The organism is Gluconobacter kondonii (assembly GCF_002723995.1).
GTDB classification, from domain to species: Bacteria; Pseudomonadota; Alphaproteobacteria; order Acetobacterales; family Acetobacteraceae; genus Gluconobacter; species Gluconobacter kondonii.
Genome location: NZ_BEWP01000013.1, coordinates 18,032 through 33,545 on the forward strand (window position 1 = coordinate 18,032; position 15,514 = coordinate 33,545).

Sequence of the window (15,514 nt, forward strand, 5' to 3'; positions counted from 1 at the left end):
GCTTCCGGAGCTGTCCGGGAGCGGGTTTTTTGTGGCCGGTCTGGAAGAGGCTCAGTTTTTCCGGGGTTTTGCCTGTTCGGCGCTGAGGCGGATCCACGGATGGCGGTCCTGAACGAAGGCCACGACGCGGGCCTTGTGGGCGTCTTTTTCAGTCGAGGCATTCGTCATGGATGTTTCATGCTGGCGATAATCAGCTAGAATTTGCGGGACATGATGGCCGGGCAGGCCGCGTTCCGCCATGGAGCACCACAGATCGAAATCCTCCCATCCCATTGCTTCACGTGAAACATAGTAGCCGCCGACAGCAGCCCAGGCCCATTTCGTGACCATGGCCATCGCGTCGATGCGGTTTCCGGAAACGAGGGAGAGCGGGTTGAAGGGCAGGTCTCCCAGAAGCTCGGGGGTGCCGGGCTGGTGGTGGGTGTCAGCAGTCATGTCCATCAAGACCGGGCCGTTTTCGTTGAAACAGGCGATGAGCGGATAGGCATAGGCCGTGCCGTTATTCATGGCCTCCAGAAGTGTTTCGCAGGCTTCGGGGCGGAGGGTGTTGTCCGCATCGAGTTGCATGACATGGACCGTTTCGGCGGCATCCATACCGATGTTTCGCGCGCCGCCCAGTCCGGCGTTTGTGAGGGACTGGCGCAGGATCAGGCGATTGAAGCGTTCGCGGTGTCGTTCCATCCATGTTGTGGCCAGAGCGAGGGAACCGTCGGAAGATCCGTCATCCACGACGATCAGATCAAGCACGGGCAGTGTTTGGGCGGCAACGGATTCCAGTGCGTCCAGAAGATGTGCCTCGTAATTATAGGAGGTGATGACGACCGTGACCGGGGCTTCTCCCAACGCGTCATGATGAAAAATGGTCTGGCTGGCGGGGATGACGGGCAGGTCTGGCGGGGCAAGGCGATCTCTGGCCAGATGTGTCTCGGCAGAGCGGGCCGCTGCGTCGTCCCCGTTCAGGGAGGTGAGTGCGAGTTTCATTCGCTGGGCCTGAGCCTGCGGACCGAAGGGCCAGAGAATGGAATGATAGGCATCCCGCGCCATCCGGACGCGCCGTTCAGGGTTGTCGATCAGTTCTAGCAAAGCGTCATGCCATTCGGACGGGCTATCGGCGAGAAAGCCGGTTTCTCCGTGATGGATGACGCGTCGGAATGGGCCTGTAGGGGACGCGACCGTTGCTGCACCGGACAGGGCGGCCTCGAAGAACTTGATCTCGCTCTTGGCTTCGCAGAAGACATTCCCTGTTTCCAGCGGTGCGATGGAGATGTCGAACCGTGCGAACTCGTCCTGCAGTTCTGCGAGCGGCACCATGTCGCGCCATTCGATCTGGTCCTGCACGGGGATCAGGCTGGGAAATTCTTCTACGAGCAAAATGGGGCGATGCGTTTCGGGTTCGCGAAACAGCACAAGCCGGGCTTGTGGGCGTTGATGTAGGATATCTGCGATGGTCGGACAGATGGGGGCGAAATCCCGTTGGTGTGTTCGCGAGCCTGCGGCGTAGCCGATGCGGACCAGTCCGTCTCCGGCATTGACGCGTCCCGGCTCTCCACGCATGCGCAGGGCTATCCGGGCCCGTTTCAGCGAGGCCATATCGTAAATATTGGGCAGCAGGTGAACGACGGGGCGCAGACTGTGCATGGCAAAGACAAGCTCCGCCGTCGTGGTTGAACCTTGATCGCAGCGCAGGAAAGTGCGTCGCATGTCCGAGAAGCAGCGCTCGATCTGTTCTTCCGTGGCGCCGATTGAGCGGATGCCATCAATCAGATCGACGCGTGCGTAATGCGGTACGAAGACGATATCGTCGGCGTCAAAGATGGTGACGACGTTTTCAGATCTCGCGAGATCGAAAATCGTACTGACATGACCGCTATATTCAACGCGCCAGAAGACCATGACGTCCGCCCAGTGGATATCGTCATAACCGACCGAAGCACAGGGCAGAACTCTGGCGTCGAAGCCTGCATCGCGGGCTGCGGCTGCATTTCGGCCGCAGCGGTAGAGAACGCCCGGTGTATCCGGTTCGCCGGCAATGAAGAGGATGCGGGAGACGGAAAAAGGCGCTGCTGGAGAAGCTGTGGTGTCTTCGCTTGTGGCCGCATCCTGATCTGGAGTGGCGAGAGGTGCAGGTTGAGGAAAAAGAGAACGTTTCAGGCGACGACCGACGCGAAACCAGAGGGGCGGCGGCGTGATGGGGACAGTGGAAGACACAACGGGGTGTAAGGCGTTCTCTGCCTCTGGTTCAGGGAAATGTGTTTCTGCAAGATCTGCGGCTTTGCGGTTGGACAGCATGCGAAGTGAAACACGCAGCTCCTGAATGATATGTGTTTTCTTCAGGGATTCCTGGTGCAGTTCCTGTGACCGGACACGCAGAAGACGGTTCTTCTGATCGTTGCGGAGAAGCTGCTGGATGGCATGACGATAATTCCTGCTTTGTGGAGTGTCTGACAGCAGGAAGCCTAGAAAGGGAGAGTCGCCAGCGTTGATCAGAACGTTTTCCGGAGTGAATGCGAAAGATCCATCGGGGTGATGGGCGCCGAAATGTAGAAGGGGTACCGAAGGAGAAATCTTCGTTGCATCTCCAACGATCTGAAGCAGGGCGCGAGGAGAGTGTTCTTCGACCCGAGATGGGTAGGGAACGATTTGGACGTCGGTGTCCGGGAGGTAGGTCGCCAGAAATCTACGGAGAGTTTTTCCAGTCCGGCCGGGAAGATGCGGTGAATATTCTACAAGGGCGGTTGAAACCCCTTTTTCCTCAGTCAGGATCATCATCAGCCAGGTGATCAAATGGATGTGATTAGCCTGGTCCTGCTGCTGAGAAAGGCTTCGGTCGTCAACCGTTTCTGATGTGAGCAGAAGCGTCAGACGGACCAGAAAATCATCGGGCTTTGAAGGGAGTTGAGAGGGCGGATTGGAAAAATTCACGAGCGGGCCTGTGAGGATCGGTTTTTCTGCGAGGGAGGGTATATCTTAAAAAGAGACATGAGGTTCTGATAAGGATTGAAGCAGTAGCGTTAATATTTATTTCTCGTGAAATTAACATTGACGGAACTTTTTCGATATAAAAGGATTTGATTGAAGGGTTGGATTATCCGCTCTTTTCCGTTTTCACGTAATGAACATGGAGAACTCTTTACCGGCGCTGCCTTTCGCATTCCCTAAATGACAGATCATGGAGCCTTGTATCGTGTGCAAAGTTGATTGCCTTTGACAATCCGGCTCTGATATATGCAAGACTCGTCGCTCGATCATTTGGGTGGTCCGAGGGCCGCCGGTGCGAGGCAATCTTTTTTAGGAGTGCACGGTAATGGGTACCATTACTACAGTTGTTGGCGCCTCCGGCCTGACCTTTGCGGTTACGGTCAATGGTGGACAGACCCAGCTTCTTGCTCAGCAGTATCAGGCTGCTCTTTCCACCCTTCATACCGGTGGTGGGCTTGATACTTATGACTTGGTCGCCGGTAGTAATTCTGTTTCGGGGTCCAATATTGGCCACGGCCTGATCAGTGAGGGCGGTAATTACTCCATTTCTGGCGGTGCCACCCAGTATATCGCTGTCGGTAGTTACTCCGAGGACGGTCAGGACACGCTGAATTCTGCCGTGAGTCTGGATGTGTCGGGCAGTACGGCCAGCAGTATCAGTGTTCTTGCTGGCGATTATGCCGGCGTCACGTTCAAGGCTGGTAACCAGGACGGTACCTTCGTTGGCGGTGTTGGAAACAACACGTTCGATGGTGCAAGTTCTTCGGGTAACTGGACCATTGCAATGGGTGATGGCAACAACACCATTACAGGTACCAGCGGCAATAACACCATTAGTGATGGCCAAGGCGCAAGCCACATTGTTCTGGGCAGCGGTACGAATGTTGTTCGTTCCGAAGGCCAGGACACCATCGACGGCAAGGCCGGTACGGACACGGTTACGCTGCTCGGCGGTAGCTCCGTGGTTACGCTGGGTGCCAACGCAACGGTTTACGACACGACGTCGCACAACACCGTTTCTGGTGGCAACAACAGCTTCATCACGGGTGGCAGCTCCAGCACCTACTTCTCGACCGGCGCCATGAGCACCGTTTCGGGTGGCCTGAACGACACGATTTCGGCTTCTGCCGACATCTGGCAGATCCGCGGTACGTCCAATTCCATCACGGCTTCGGGCTCTCTGACGTTCCTGAACGGCACAGGCGCAACGACTGTCTCTGCTGGTACGTCTACGCTGTTCGGTGCCTCGGGCCTCGACCTGCTTCTGGTTGGTGGTTCCGCAAGCTCGACCAACCTGTTCGTTGGTGGTGATGGAAACGAGACTGTGTCGGCTGCATCTTCCAACGGCACGCTGCACGCGTTCGCAGGCAAGGGCAACGAAACGATCATCGGTGGCTCTTCTGCTGATACGCTGGTTGGTGGTTCGGGCTCAGCGACCCTTACGGGTGGTTCGGGCGCTGCAAACCTGTTCGCTCTGAACAAGGGCTCTGCTGGCGGTGACTACACGATCACCGACTTCGGCAGTGCAGCTGGTAACCTGATGGCTCTGTATCAGTATGGCCTTCAGAACAACAATGGTCTGGCGAACGTTCTGTCGAATGCTACGGTTGCTGGTGGTAACACCACGATCGAACTGTCCGACAACTCCAAAATCACCTTCCTTGGCGTTACTGATCTGAACGCCTCAAACTTCACCCTGAGCTGATAGCGGGTCTCTGTCGTCTGACAGATCTGTGATGTTCAGGAAGGCCGGATCCGCGAGGGTCCGGCCTTTCGTGTTTCTGATACTGTATTTGACCTTTGCGAAAGCCTGACGGAATGCGCGATAACGCGCGCGACACATTGATTGAAAGCTATCGAAGTGCGGCCCGGCTGAATGGGTTGAGAGCGGAGCAGCTGCAAAAAGAAAATCAGCTTCTTCTTCGGCAGCTTTCCCTGATTCAGACCTCCTTGTCCTGGCGTGTGACGCTTCCTTTGCGTGCCGTTCGTGCGCTGATGTTGGGTAAACTGCTGTCCGGCCGACCTGTGCGGGAGGTTCCTGGGCGCTTTCTGCGTTTGTGGGGCCGGGACGGGTTGGCTGGCATTCAGAAGACCGTCGTCCATCGCCTGCGTCGTTTGCAACGGGTTCGCGCGAAAGTTCGGGAGGGTCTTCCTGAAGCTGGAAGCAAGGCGGGGCAGCTCCATCCTTATAGAACTTCTTCTGGATACCAGATAGATAGGATTCGACCGAAAGTATTGATCATTGCAGAACTTAGTCTGCGGCAATGTGCCAAATATCGTGTTTGGCAAAAACGGGATTTTCTGACGGAGCTGGGGTGGTCGGTTCAGGTTGTTGACTGGCGCGATATTTCTGATGCCATGTCAGCGTTGCAGCTTTGTACGCAGGTTATTTTTTATCGGGTTCCCGGATTTGAGGATGTTCTGAAGCTTGTTCAGGAAGCCCATCGGTTAGAGCTTGCCCCCCGATGGGAGGTCGACGATCTGATTTTCGATGAAGAGGAATATCGCCAGAACGGGAATATCGAAACGCTGCCCGCAGCAGAACGCGATCTTCTGCTGTCCGGGGTGGTGTTGTTTCGCCGGTGTATGCTGGCCTGTGGCCGGGGTATTGCCTCGACCGAAGCGCTGGCTGGGGCCATGCGTAAGGCGGGTCTTGCGGACGTAGTGGTTCTGGAGAATGCTCTGGATGTGGAAACGCTGAAAGTTGCGACGGCACTGCCGCGGCATTCGGGTTCAGAGCGTTTATGGGTCTCCTATGGATCTGGAACCAACACCCACGACGCGGATTTCAGGCAGGCAGAGTCAGGTTTGCTGGCTGCGATGACTGAGGAGCCTCGACTTTGCCTGAGGGTGATCGGACAGCTGCAGCTTTCTGAGGCATTTGAGCAGTTTGGAGACCGGGTCGAACGTCTGACCGAACTCTCCTACGCCGACTATCTCAAAGCTCTGTCGCAGACGGATATTGCGATTGCGCCGCTGGAACCGACGCTGTTCAACGATTGCAAGAGCAACATCAAGTTTCTTGAAGCGACGATTGTCCGGGTGGCTGCGATCTGTTCGCCTCGCGCAGCCTTTTTGACTGTGATGCGGGATGGACAGAACGGGTGTCTGGCGGCGGATGCCGAGACATGGCGGGACGCTTTTCTCAGGCTGGCGCGGGACGACGGTTATCGCATGCGTCTGGCGGAGGCCGCGTATGAAGACGTGATGGCCCGCTACGCGCCGGAGGCGATGGTACAAACGCAGGCCCGACTTCTGTTTGGTCTCCCAGTCGTTCGGGAAGCGCAGGACCTTAGAGTTCTGATGGCGAATGTCTATTTCGCCCCCCGTTCTTTTGGTGGGGCTACGATCGTGGCTGAGGAGATGGGGCGTCGGCTGGTGCGCAAAGGGGCGGAGGTCAGTGTTCTGACGTCCCGCTCAAGCGTTGCGGATCTTCCTAATGGCGATATTCGCTACGATGTGAATGGTATGACGGTTTTTGCCTCGGTTCTGCCAGATGATCAGGGCGGACTGGGGCAACTGGATAATCCGGTCATGGCGGCGAGGTTCTCGGAAATTCTGGAAGCCTGTCAGCCTGATGTGGTCCATGTCCATGCCGCGCAGGGACTTGGAGTCGGCCTTTTGCGGGTGTGTCAGGAGAAGGGGGTTCCCTATGTTCTGACGCTGCATGACGCCTGGTGGTTGTGTGAGCGTCAGTTCATGGTGCGCGCCGATGGGCGCTACTGTTTCCAGACGACCATTGATCCGGCTGTCTGTCAGGCCTGTGTGCCGGGAGCACGGCATCTTGCGGATCGGGCAGTGGTGATGCGACAGGCCCTGAAAGGGGCGGCTCTGTTGATCAGTCCGTCACAGGCGCATCGTGAGCTGTATCTGGCGAACGGGATTGCGCCCGAACGGATCGTGGTCAACCGGAACGGGTTTTTCTGGCCTGAGCGTCCGCGCAGGAAGCGGACTGTCGGGACACCACTGAGATTCGGGTTTGTCGGTGGGACGGAGGCCGTCAAAGGCTATGGTCTTCTGAAAGATGCGATGCAGTCCCTGTCCCGGAGTGACTGGGAGCTTGTGTTGGTTGATAACAAGCTCAATCTGGGGTTCCAGTCGATTTTTCCCGAAGACTGGTCTGTGCGGGGTCGGCTTCGTGTTGTTCCCGCCTATACGCAGTCAGGGCTGGATGATTTTTACGATCAGATCGACGTGCTGCTTTTCCCGTCTCAATGGAAGGAAAGTTACGGCCTGACGGTGCGTGAGGCGCTGGCACGGGATGTCTGGGTTGTGACGACCTCTCCGGGAGGGCAGTCCGAAGACGTGGTGGATGGGGTGAACGGAACCTGCCTGCCGCTGGATGGCAAAGCCGGGACGTTGGCGGAGGCTGTCTCGGCGTTGCTGGATGCGCCTGAACGCTTTGCAGATTACGCCAATCCTTTTCGGGAGCGTCTTGCGACCTATGATACGCAGGCAGACGAGCTTTATGGCTTCCTGAAACAGGCGTCAGGTCGAACGGTCTAGCGTCCGAGGAGAAGGGCGGTGAGGGCGTGGCGTCGGTCTTCGCTTGCGAGTGCCTGAACCGCTCGGGCGCGCAGGCTTGCCCGACCAGAACGATTGCGGGGTGGTGTTGCAGCCAGATACGCTGCGATCCAGTCCGGATTGAAAAAAGTTGGATCGGGGATTTCCGCGCGCCAGAGATGGATGGAGGCGATGCCGCTCGGATTGTCGCGCAGAAGCTCCGTTTTGATGAACGGGGCATTGCCCGATCGCAGGACGGTTCGCCAGTCCGCATGCATGGGATTGAGGGCCAGAAGACGGGCAAGACCCCGGTTGCTGCTCCAGGAGGTTCCTGTGGACAGATCGGCAGCCTTGATGGCCAGTCCGAGGCCGAGTTCTCCATGCAGGACGATTTCGTCCTTGGTCATGTCGTTGAACGGCTGGTTGAAAATGCGTTGGATCGCCGGATGCTTCAGGGCGTCGTGCGTCATGCACAGGAACCATGACTGGAGATGGGACACGACTGCCTCTGAGCGGACCATGCCCCAGATCTGAAACTCTTTCTCGCGCATCCGGTTCATGATGGGGCGCAGAGGGAGGAGAGGGCCGAAAACGCTGTCATTGGCGAAAAGAATCTCTGTTGCGTTCTCCGTGCAGCCTTTGGAGAGCAGGAACTGCCATGCTCCAAAGTCCAGTCCGGTATTGGGGCGCGGATGGACAGTCGCGGGGATCGGGGCGGCTGGGTTTGCAAGGTCGTCCCGCAGGAACTGGGCTGTAGAATCTGAGAGGCCCGAGGCTGCGATATGGATTGTGAAACCGCAGGAGGCGATCTGGCTGAGGAGATGCCGGGTGTGAGGCGGTAGTCTGGCGTCAGGGTTGTAATAGGCAAACAGGCAGACGCGCATCGGTATGGACCCGCCGAAGGAAGAAACGTTAAATTCATGATATTATGGTTGTTTATGATCTGGATCTATATGAAATATTATGACATTTCGAAAAGATGAGCAATTCGCTCGTTAGTTCGTTTAAGCGGCATTTCTGTACCGGAAAGACCCGATCTGTACTGAGTAAATCCGGAGTTTTATTCATGAGTAAAGCTTTTCTTGCCGCAGTTCTTCAGGATTCCATGAATTGCACTGGGGTTGTCGCCCAGAGAGCCGTCAATGACATGATTGACGCGATTATTGAGGAATTACGGGAAGAAGGAGGGTTTACGTTGTCGTCATTTGGAACGTTCACGGTTTGTGAAACAAAAGCGCGGCAGGCGATTAATCCCAGAACCGGAGAAGCTGTTGATGTTTCTGCGGGGCGGACCGTGCGGTTCAAGGCAAGTCCGGGGCTGAAACAGGCTGTCTGAGAGAGGGTGGCTGGGGTGGGAGGATTCGAACCTCCGCATGGCGGAATCAAAATCCGCTGCCTTACCGCTTGGCTACACCCCAATCGATGCGCTTCTTTGGAAGCGCATGCTTTTGGCCTTCTAGTCCGAACCGGTTGCCTTCGTAAAGTCCGAAGTCAGGATTCTAGTTCAAGATCGTGATCGGGCAGGCCGGTTGTGTTCAGGGCCTCGTCCATTTTGCGTCGTGCTGAGGGTTTGAGAATACCGTAACGCTCTGCACGGTCCAGCGCGTTATCGAGGGCGGCCATGGTGGCAGCCAGATCCGGGCTCTCGTCTTTTTCCCAAGCCCGCATGGCGTGGGCCCAGACAGCGGCCAGAGCATTGATACGCAGAACACCACCAAAGCCCGTACAGTCGATCCCGGCAGCTTCTGCCAGCCATTTCATGGAATCGAGAGTGGTGCCGGCCAGAAAGGCAGCCAGAGCCGGGTCGTAGGGCACGGCCTGAAAAACAGCACGGACGCCTTCGCGATATTCCTGAAAGATATCGAAGCGGCGCATGATCAGGTCGAAGAGATATTCCCGCAGCGTGCCGCCATTGCCGTCGTCACGCAGGGCGCTGGCATCGGCCAGACGCCCGAGCTGGAGCAGCAGAAGGGCTTTGACGGGGTAGCGTTTGCGGACCGTCTCGACCGGAAGGTCGGCGTCCCGGGCGGCATCCACGAGTGAAAAGCGGTGCCAGCCTTCGCTTGCAGCCAAGGACAGGGCGGACTGGAGAAGAGCGGCGTCGAAGGCTTCCTGTGCCAGATCCGGCGGACCACTCAGTGCCATGTCGTCGGATTCAAAGGGGTCCTGCCGTCCGTCCATACGGGTCTCCTGTCGAAAGCTTCTGGTTTATGGTGGGAGCGTTGCGGTCTGCCGACAAGCTCTCTCCCATAAAGAAACTGTCAGCCAGCGAGTTCGTCGGCCCGTTTTGTAGCAGCGTCAATAGCTTTTGGAACCGTCTGGGGCCAGGCATCGGGTTTCATGAGCACGGCTAGCGCCGCGGCGGTGGTGCCGTTGGGGCTGGTGACGGCCTTGCGGAGGTCTTCGGCGCTTTCGGGCAGATCGTCGAGCATGCGTCCTGCGCCATAAATTGTTCCACGGGCCAGACGGCGAGCGACATTTGGTGCCAGACCATGCTGCTGCCCCGCTTTTTCCAGTAGTTCAGCCAGCAGGAACACATAGGCGGGGCCGGAGCCGGAAATGGCGGTGACGACTGACAGATCGTCTTCGTTCTCGACCGGTACGACGTCTCCGACCGCAAAAAGCAGATCGTGACAGATGGATTTCTGCTCAGGCGTGGCGGCGGCTGAAGCATAGAGACCGCTGATCCCGGCACCGACCGAGGAAGGTGTATTGGGCATGGCACGCAGAACCGGAATATCCGCGCCAGCAAGTCGTGCAGAGTCCGAAAGTGTCTCGCAGGTGCGTCCGGCCATAACGGAGAGAATGGCGGCACCGCTCAGGCGGGGCCCCATAGCCTTTCCAAGTGCATCGATCACGATTTCGGCAACGCTTGGTTTGACGGCGAGGACGATGATGTCAGGTTGAAAATCGGCAGGGATTTCGGCGGCTGTCCGGACGATAGTGACCGTATCGTCCGAGCCGGTTCGGTGTCGGTCGAGGACGACGAGGCGTGGCGGTGTGGGGGAGGCGAGCCACCCGTCGAGCAGCGCGCCTCCCATCTTGCCGCACCCTGCAAGAAGGATTGAAGGGACGGAGAATGGCACGGTCAGGCGTCTCCCACACAGTCGAGCATGGCGGCGTCTATGGCCTCCTGCGGTGATTTTCCGCCCCAGAGCGCGAACTGGAAGGCGGGATAGAATCGCTCACATTCGGACATCGCGATCTCCACGAGGTCTTCCATGCTTTCGCCGGGCAGCGTCTGCACGCCGCGCAGCAGCAACGTATGTCGGTAGGACGGGGTGCCTGTGTCGGGATCGACGGCGAAATGGCCGATCCAGAGGCGGTTATTGGCAAGGGAAACGAGTTCGTGGACGGCCGGACGGCGCTTTGCGGGGGAGCGCAGGTCCATGATGCAGTTCAGGTGCAGGGCCGAGAGTTCATCGGACCACGTGAAATACAAGGAATAGTCGCACCATTGTCCGGGGGCCTGGGCGGCCATTTCGGAGGGGCCGAGGCGTTCGAACTCCCATTCATAAAGGCCCATGACCTGTTCCATCAGGTCGAGCGGATGGGATTCTGTTTCATTGGTGAGTGAGGTGCTCAGGGCAGGCATGGCGGGTCTCCCAAGGCCGTGGAGCCTGGCACCGGCCTGGCGCCGGTGCGGCGCTCCAGATGTCTGCGGCCGGAAGCGGAAAATCCGCTCCCGACATCAATACGTTATGGAGCCTTTGCCCTGGGTGCAAGCATTACGTGTTACAATAACTACACGGTCTGGGGTGACTGTTGCAGATTAGCCCTGCGGGCCGCCTTTTTCTTCGGTTGCGAGCTCTTCGACAGCCGCGAGGCGCGATTCGATTGCGGCCAGACGCTGCTCGGCTGCGTCCTGCGCCATGCGCGCACGGGTTGCCATTTCCTGTACCGCGTCAAATTCGTCACGGCGCACGAGGTCGAGGCTGTTGAGGATTTCGTCCACACGGGTGCGGACGATGGCATGAAGTTCCTCGCGGGCGCCGGTCACGGCGGAAAATGCGTTACCGGCGAGGCCAGCGAGGTCGTCGAAAAAGCGGGGTCTGTCAGCCATGATGAAGTTCCTGCTGTTCTGCGGCGTGTCGTGTCGGGCGCGTCGCTTGGATCGTTATCGGGGGCAGACTATACAGGAAGGATGATTATCGTCACCGGCGGGGCCGGATTCATTGGTTCGTGTCTTCATGCCGCCCTGCGTCGCCGGGGTTTGCGGACGGTTGTGGTTGACCGGCTCAGAGACGGGGTGAAGTGGCGCAATCTGGCGTCCCATGCGCCGGATCGCATCATCACGCCTGATGAGCTGGAAGGTTTCCTTGCGTCCGCACCGGATGTCGAAGCCGTGTTTCACATGGGGGCGATCAGCGCCACCACGGCGCGGGATGGAGACCTCGTCTGGTCGAGCAATGTGGCCCTGTCGCAGACATTATGGCGCTGGTGCGCGGCGCGGGGTGTGCGGATGATCTATGCGTCGTCTGCTGCGACGTATGGGGCAGCGGATCGGCCTGAGATGTTCCGTGACGGGCTGGAAGGCATCGATGGTCTGAGGCCGCTGAACCTGTATGGCTGGTCCAAGCAGGCGTTTGATCTGTGGGTGAAGCGGGAAATTGAAGCCGGAGCGCCTGTGCCGCCCCAATGGGCCGGACTCAAGTTCTTTAACGTCTATGGGCCGAACGAATACCACAAAGGGTCGATGATCTCGGTCGTGAAGGTCAAATACGACGAGGTCGTGCAGGATCGTGCGGCAAAGCTGTTCCGCTCGGATGTGCCGGGACTGGCTGACGGGCAGCAGCAGCGGGACTTCATCTGGGTCGGGGACGTTGTCAACGTCATGCTCTGGCTGTTCGACCATCCGCAGGTCAGCGGGCTGTTCAACTGCGGAACCGGTGTGGCGCGGAGTTATCTCGATCTGGCACATGCGGTCTGTGATGCTGCGAAGCGGGCGCGGGATGTCGAGTTCGTGGACATGCCCGAGAAACTGCGCGGGCAGTACCAGTCTTTTACCTGTGCGGATATGAGCCGACTGCGCGCTGCGGGTTATGATGCGCCGTTTACGTCTCTTGAAGATGGAATCGGGCAGTATGTGCGCGACTATCTTTCCCGTTCCCACCCCAATCTCTGAGAGCCGATTCCGTGAGCCATCCTCTGATCTTCCCTGATTTTGATCCGGTTGCCTTTCATGTCGGCCCTCTTGCGGTGCGCTGGTATGCGCTCGCCTACATGGTGTCGTTCATCATTGCGCTGCCCATTGCGAAGCGTCTGAACCGTCTGTCGCCGGAAGTGGCGACGAAAGAGCAGGTCGATGACTTCCTGTTCTACGCTATTCTGGGTGTGCTTCTGGGCGGGCGGCTGGGTTACGTTCTGTTCTACCGGCCGATGGATTATTTTTCGCACCCGCTGGAAATCTTCAAGACGTGGGATGGCGGGATGTCGTTTCATGGCGGGGCGCTGGGCGTCATTCTGGCGCTGGCCTATTTCAGTTGGAAGAACCGTCTGAGCTTTCTGGCTTTTGCAGACCGGATCGTGCCGGTGGTACCGATCGGGTTGGGGCTTGGGCGCTGTGCGAATTTCGTGAACGGGGAGCTGTGGGGGCGTCCGGCATCTCCGGATCTGCCCTGGGCAATGATTTTTCCGACGGGTGGGCCGATTCCGCGTCATCCGTCCGAATTGTATGAAGCCCTGACCGAGGGCGTGCTCCTGCTGTGCGTCATGCTGTTTGCGGCCAGCCGTCCGGCGGCGCGCGAGCGGTTCGGGTTCCTGTCGGGGTTGTTTCTGTTCGGCTATGCCTGCGCACGGAGTTTCTGCGAGTTCTTCCGTCAGCCGGATGCGAATATCGGGTTCCTGTCCGGGGGTACGACGATGGGGCAGTTGCTGTGTATTCCGATGGCGCTCGCGGGGATGGGGCTCATGGTTTACGCGATGCGGCGCCCGGCCCAGATTTCAGCTCGGGTGTCGGCGCATGTCTGAGGCCGTGCTGAAGGGATCGCTTCTCAAGGTGCCGCATGGGTTCTTCACGCGGCTCGGGGGCGTCTCTCCGGCGCCGTATGACAGTCTGAACTGTTCGCTGTCCTCTCAGGACGACCCTACGAATGTGACGGAAAACCGGGCGCGTGTGGCGCGGGCGCTCGGGGTGGAGCCGGATCATCTGCTGGGGCTGAAGCAGACGCATAGTGACATCACTGTGCCTGTGACAACCGAAACGCCCCTGTGGGTGGCGGGCACCGGGCAGGTCGGGGATGCGCTGGTGACGGACCGGCCTGAGATCGGCGTCGGTGTGATTACGGCGGATTGCGGGCCGGTGCTGCTGTCTTCTGAGGATGGGCGGATTGTGGGTGCGGCCCATGCGGGCTGGCGTGGCGCTGCGGGTGGAATTCTCGAATCCGTGGTGGCGCAGATGGTTGTGCTGGGGGCTGTGGGAATTCGGGCTGTTGTCGGGCCTTGTATTGCACCGGCGAGCTATGAAGTCGGGCCGGATATGCGCGATGCTGTTCTGGCTTATGGGGCGGAGGGGGAAATCTTTTTCCGTTCAGCGCCCCGCGCCGGGCATTTCCTGTTCGATCTGCCGGGTTATTGCGGGTTTCGTCTGGAACAGGCCGGGGTCCAGAATGTGCAGATTCTCGGGGTGGATACGCTGACAGACCCGCGTTTCTTCAGCCATCGCCGCCGGACCCTCGCGGGCGGTGGGCATATCGGGCATCAGATTTCGGCGATCCGCCCGCTGGCCTCTCCATTGGGCTGAGGGCGGCGTAGGCCGGATCTCTCCAGCAGCCAGCGATCGGCGGGGCGTGAGAGGAAACAGTCCACGAGGGCGCCGAGGTAGAAAGATAGACAGAGGGTCGGGAGGAACCAGACCCAGCCGAACGTCCAGTTTTCGCCAGTGACCTTGAACAGGTGGACCATCGGCATGACCACGAACATGTGGCTGAGATAGATTTCGTAGCTCAGTCTGCCCCAGTGGCGCGGCCATGCCAGAAACCGGCTTGCGGTCGCCTTGCCCCAGCCGTTGTAGAAGGCCAGTAGCAAGGCCGCGCAGGATACTGTGAAGAACAGCGGGGCGCCGTAGTTCAGGGTCTGCCAGAGGATATGGCTGTCCAGCAGATAGAGCCCGACACCGAAAGCTCCGGCTCAGCCCAGCCAAGGCGTGAGACGCGCGAACATTGCAGGCGGTATTTGGTGTGCCAGCAGGGCTGTGCAGACGCCCATTGCGATTGCGGAAATGCCCGGTCCATAGGCTTCGTCCTGCCAGATTTCCGAGGCGTCCCGGAGTTGCCATTCCGCAAACGGAAGGGAGAGGGCGAGCAACGCGAAAATGCAGACGAGCAGTCTGGAGCCGATCAGTTTTGGAGCGCGCCCGCTCAGAAGGCAGAGGATCGGGAAGGCGAGGTAGAACAGTTCCTCGACCGACAGTGACCACAATACGTCCCAGTTGGGAGGGAGGTAGTTCGTCCGGGTTTCATAGAGGTTCAGATGCATGAACAGGGCGGCGAAAATGGCTCCGGGCAGGGTCTGGCCCTCATGATGAAAGAGGAAATCAGGTGCTCCCAAGAGGTTGAGCGCTGCGAGAACTCCTAAAAGGACCAGAAGGCATGGCAGGATCCGGCAGGCGCGGCGTCCGGAGAAGGCGAAGATGTTGATGCCGCCCAGACTGCCCCAGCGCCGCATTGTGTGATCGGTGATCAGGAAGCCTGAAATGACGAAGAAGATCTTCACACCCTTGGCGCCATCCCACGTCAGGGCTTTCAGCAGCAAGGCTGGAAAGACTACGGCAAGGCCGGTGTGCATCAGGGGGATGCGCAGAGCGAGGTGATGAATGACGACGAGGATGATGGAGAGGCCTCTGAGGAGGTCTATCCCCGGATTGCGCTGCGCACCTGTCGTGACTGTCTGCACCTTGAGATTCCATTCCGCAAAAACGAAACGTTTCTGTAATGGAAATCAGGCATGATTCCGTTCGGATTGCGTAAGCGTCCGAGAATTGCACGATTGACGGCTGCTTACGCCCTCATCAGAGACGTTTGATGACCCGCCC

14 protein-coding genes and 1 tRNA gene are annotated in these 15,514 nt (G+C 58.6%); 6 read left to right on the plus strand and 9 right to left on the minus strand.

What is annotated here, in order from left to right:
• Nucleotides 1-51: 51 nt before the first annotated feature.
• The gene (locus tag GKO01_RS12255; protein ID WP_099287308.1) at nt 52-2,766 is read right to left on the minus strand and encodes a glycosyltransferase; all 2,715 of its coding nucleotides are present in this window, start codon (nt 2,764-2,766) and stop codon (nt 52-54) included.
• Nucleotides 2,767-3,304: 538 nt separating this feature from the next.
• Between GKO01_RS12255 and GKO01_RS12260 the strand changes: the two genes are divergently transcribed.
• The gene (locus GKO01_RS12260; protein WP_099287282.1) at nt 3,305-4,684 is read left to right on the plus strand and encodes a beta strand repeat-containing protein; all 1,380 of its coding nucleotides are present in this window, start codon (nt 3,305-3,307) and stop codon (nt 4,682-4,684) included.
• Nucleotides 4,685-4,797: 113 nt separating this feature from the next.
• Nucleotides 4,798-7,485, plus strand: coding sequence for a glycosyltransferase (locus tag GKO01_RS12265; protein WP_099287283.1), 2,688 nt, complete (start codon nt 4,798-4,800; stop codon nt 7,483-7,485).
• On the opposite strand, the gene GKO01_RS12270 is transcribed toward GKO01_RS12265, so the two are convergent.
• Complete coding sequence (locus tag GKO01_RS12270; RefSeq protein ID WP_099287284.1) at nt 7,482-8,372, minus strand: rhamnan synthesis F family protein; 891 nt, start codon at nt 8,370-8,372, stop codon at nt 7,482-7,484. The genes GKO01_RS12265 and GKO01_RS12270 overlap by 4 nt on opposite strands.
• 176 nt (nt 8,373-8,548) lie before the next feature.
• Between GKO01_RS12270 and GKO01_RS12275 the strand changes: the two genes are divergently transcribed.
• Entirely contained in the window at nt 8,549-8,818 is a 270-nt protein-coding gene (locus GKO01_RS12275; protein ID WP_099287285.1) for an HU family DNA-binding protein, read from the plus strand.
• A gap of 7 nt (nt 8,819-8,825) precedes the next feature.
• Here the strand turns inward: GKO01_RS12275 and GKO01_RS12280 are convergent.
• The 5 genes from GKO01_RS12280 to GKO01_RS12300 all read right to left on the minus strand — a co-directional run bounded on the left by GKO01_RS12280 (nt 8,826) and on the right by GKO01_RS12300 (nt 11,545).
• Nucleotides 8,826-8,900 (minus strand) — tRNA-Gln (locus GKO01_RS12280).
• A 73-nt stretch (nt 8,901-8,973) separates the two neighbouring features.
• Nucleotides 8,974-9,663, minus strand: coding sequence for a TetR family transcriptional regulator (locus GKO01_RS12285; RefSeq protein ID WP_099287286.1), 690 nt, complete (start codon nt 9,661-9,663; stop codon nt 8,974-8,976).
• An 80-nt stretch (nt 9,664-9,743) separates the two neighbouring features.
• Nucleotides 9,744-10,568, minus strand: a complete 825-nt coding sequence (gene proC / locus GKO01_RS12290) for a pyrroline-5-carboxylate reductase (RefSeq protein WP_099287287.1) — start codon at nt 10,566-10,568, stop codon at nt 9,744-9,746.
• A gap of 2 nt (nt 10,569-10,570) precedes the next feature.
• The gene (locus tag GKO01_RS12295; protein ID WP_062030506.1) at nt 10,571-11,077 is read right to left on the minus strand and encodes a type III secretion system chaperone family protein; all 507 of its coding nucleotides are present in this window, start codon (nt 11,075-11,077) and stop codon (nt 10,571-10,573) included.
• A 177-nt stretch (nt 11,078-11,254) separates the two neighbouring features.
• A complete protein-coding gene (locus GKO01_RS12300) occupies nt 11,255-11,545 on the minus strand; it encodes an accessory factor UbiK family protein (protein WP_099287288.1) in 291 nt (96 codons plus the stop codon).
• A gap of 81 nt (nt 11,546-11,626) precedes the next feature.
• On the opposite strand from GKO01_RS12300, the gene rfaD reads away from it, so the two are divergent.
• The 3 genes from rfaD to pgeF are packed head-to-tail and all read left to right on the plus strand — an operon-like array spanning nt 11,627 to nt 14,224.
• Entirely contained in the window at nt 11,627-12,607 is a 981-nt protein-coding gene (gene rfaD, locus GKO01_RS12305) for an ADP-glyceromanno-heptose 6-epimerase (RefSeq protein ID WP_099287289.1), read from the plus strand.
• Nucleotides 12,608-12,633: 26 nt separating this feature from the next.
• Entirely contained in the window at nt 12,634-13,452 is an 819-nt protein-coding gene (gene lgt / locus GKO01_RS12310) for a prolipoprotein diacylglyceryl transferase (RefSeq protein ID WP_099287309.1), read from the plus strand.
• The gene (gene pgeF, locus GKO01_RS12315; RefSeq protein WP_099287290.1) at nt 13,445-14,224 is read left to right on the plus strand and encodes a peptidoglycan editing factor PgeF; all 780 of its coding nucleotides are present in this window, start codon (nt 13,445-13,447) and stop codon (nt 14,222-14,224) included. The genes lgt and pgeF overlap by 8 nt, the downstream gene beginning before the upstream one ends.
• Here pgeF and GKO01_RS16330 read toward each other — a convergent pair.
• Nucleotides 14,182-14,508 carry a hypothetical protein gene (locus GKO01_RS16330; protein ID WP_244901455.1) on the minus strand — a complete coding sequence of 109 codons (327 nt, stop codon included), beginning with the start codon at nt 14,506-14,508 and terminating at the stop codon, nt 14,182-14,184. The two genes, pgeF and GKO01_RS16330, sit on opposite strands and share 43 nt — an antisense overlap.
• Nucleotides 14,509-14,610: 102 nt before the next feature.
• Nucleotides 14,611-15,375 (minus strand): acyltransferase family protein, encoded by a 765-nt coding sequence (locus GKO01_RS16335; protein ID WP_244901457.1) that lies wholly within the window; start codon nt 15,373-15,375, stop codon nt 14,611-14,613.
• Between the last annotated feature and the right edge of the window lie 139 nt (nt 15,376-15,514).

What these genes read in the sequence shown, in the direction of transcription:
- rfaD (WP_099287289.1), top strand. Translation starts at nt 11,627, where the DNA reads ATGATTATCGTCACCGGCGGGGCCGGATTCATTGGTTCGTGTCTTCAT.
- GKO01_RS12260 (WP_099287282.1), top strand. Translation starts at nt 3,305, where the DNA reads ATGGGTACCATTACTACAGTTGTTGGCGCCTCCGGCCTGACCTTTGCG.
- GKO01_RS12285 (WP_099287286.1), bottom strand. Translation starts at nt 9,663, where the DNA reads ATGGACGGACGGCAGGACCCCTTTGAATCCGACGACATGGCACTGAGT.
- pgeF (WP_099287290.1), top strand. Translation starts at nt 13,445, where the DNA reads ATGTCTGAGGCCGTGCTGAAGGGATCGCTTCTCAAGGTGCCGCATGGG.
- GKO01_RS12265 (WP_099287283.1), top strand. Translation starts at nt 4,798, where the DNA reads ATGCGCGATAACGCGCGCGACACATTGATTGAAAGCTATCGAAGTGCG.
- GKO01_RS12275 (WP_099287285.1), top strand. Translation starts at nt 8,549, where the DNA reads ATGAGTAAAGCTTTTCTTGCCGCAGTTCTTCAGGATTCCATGAATTGC.
- GKO01_RS12300 (WP_099287288.1), bottom strand. Translation starts at nt 11,545, where the DNA reads ATGGCTGACAGACCCCGCTTTTTCGACGACCTCGCTGGCCTCGCCGGT.
- GKO01_RS12255 (WP_099287308.1), bottom strand. Translation starts at nt 2,766, where the DNA reads ATGATCCTGACTGAGGAAAAAGGGGTTTCAACCGCCCTTGTAGAATAT.
- GKO01_RS12295 (WP_062030506.1), bottom strand. Translation starts at nt 11,077, where the DNA reads ATGCCTGCCCTGAGCACCTCACTCACCAATGAAACAGAATCCCATCCG.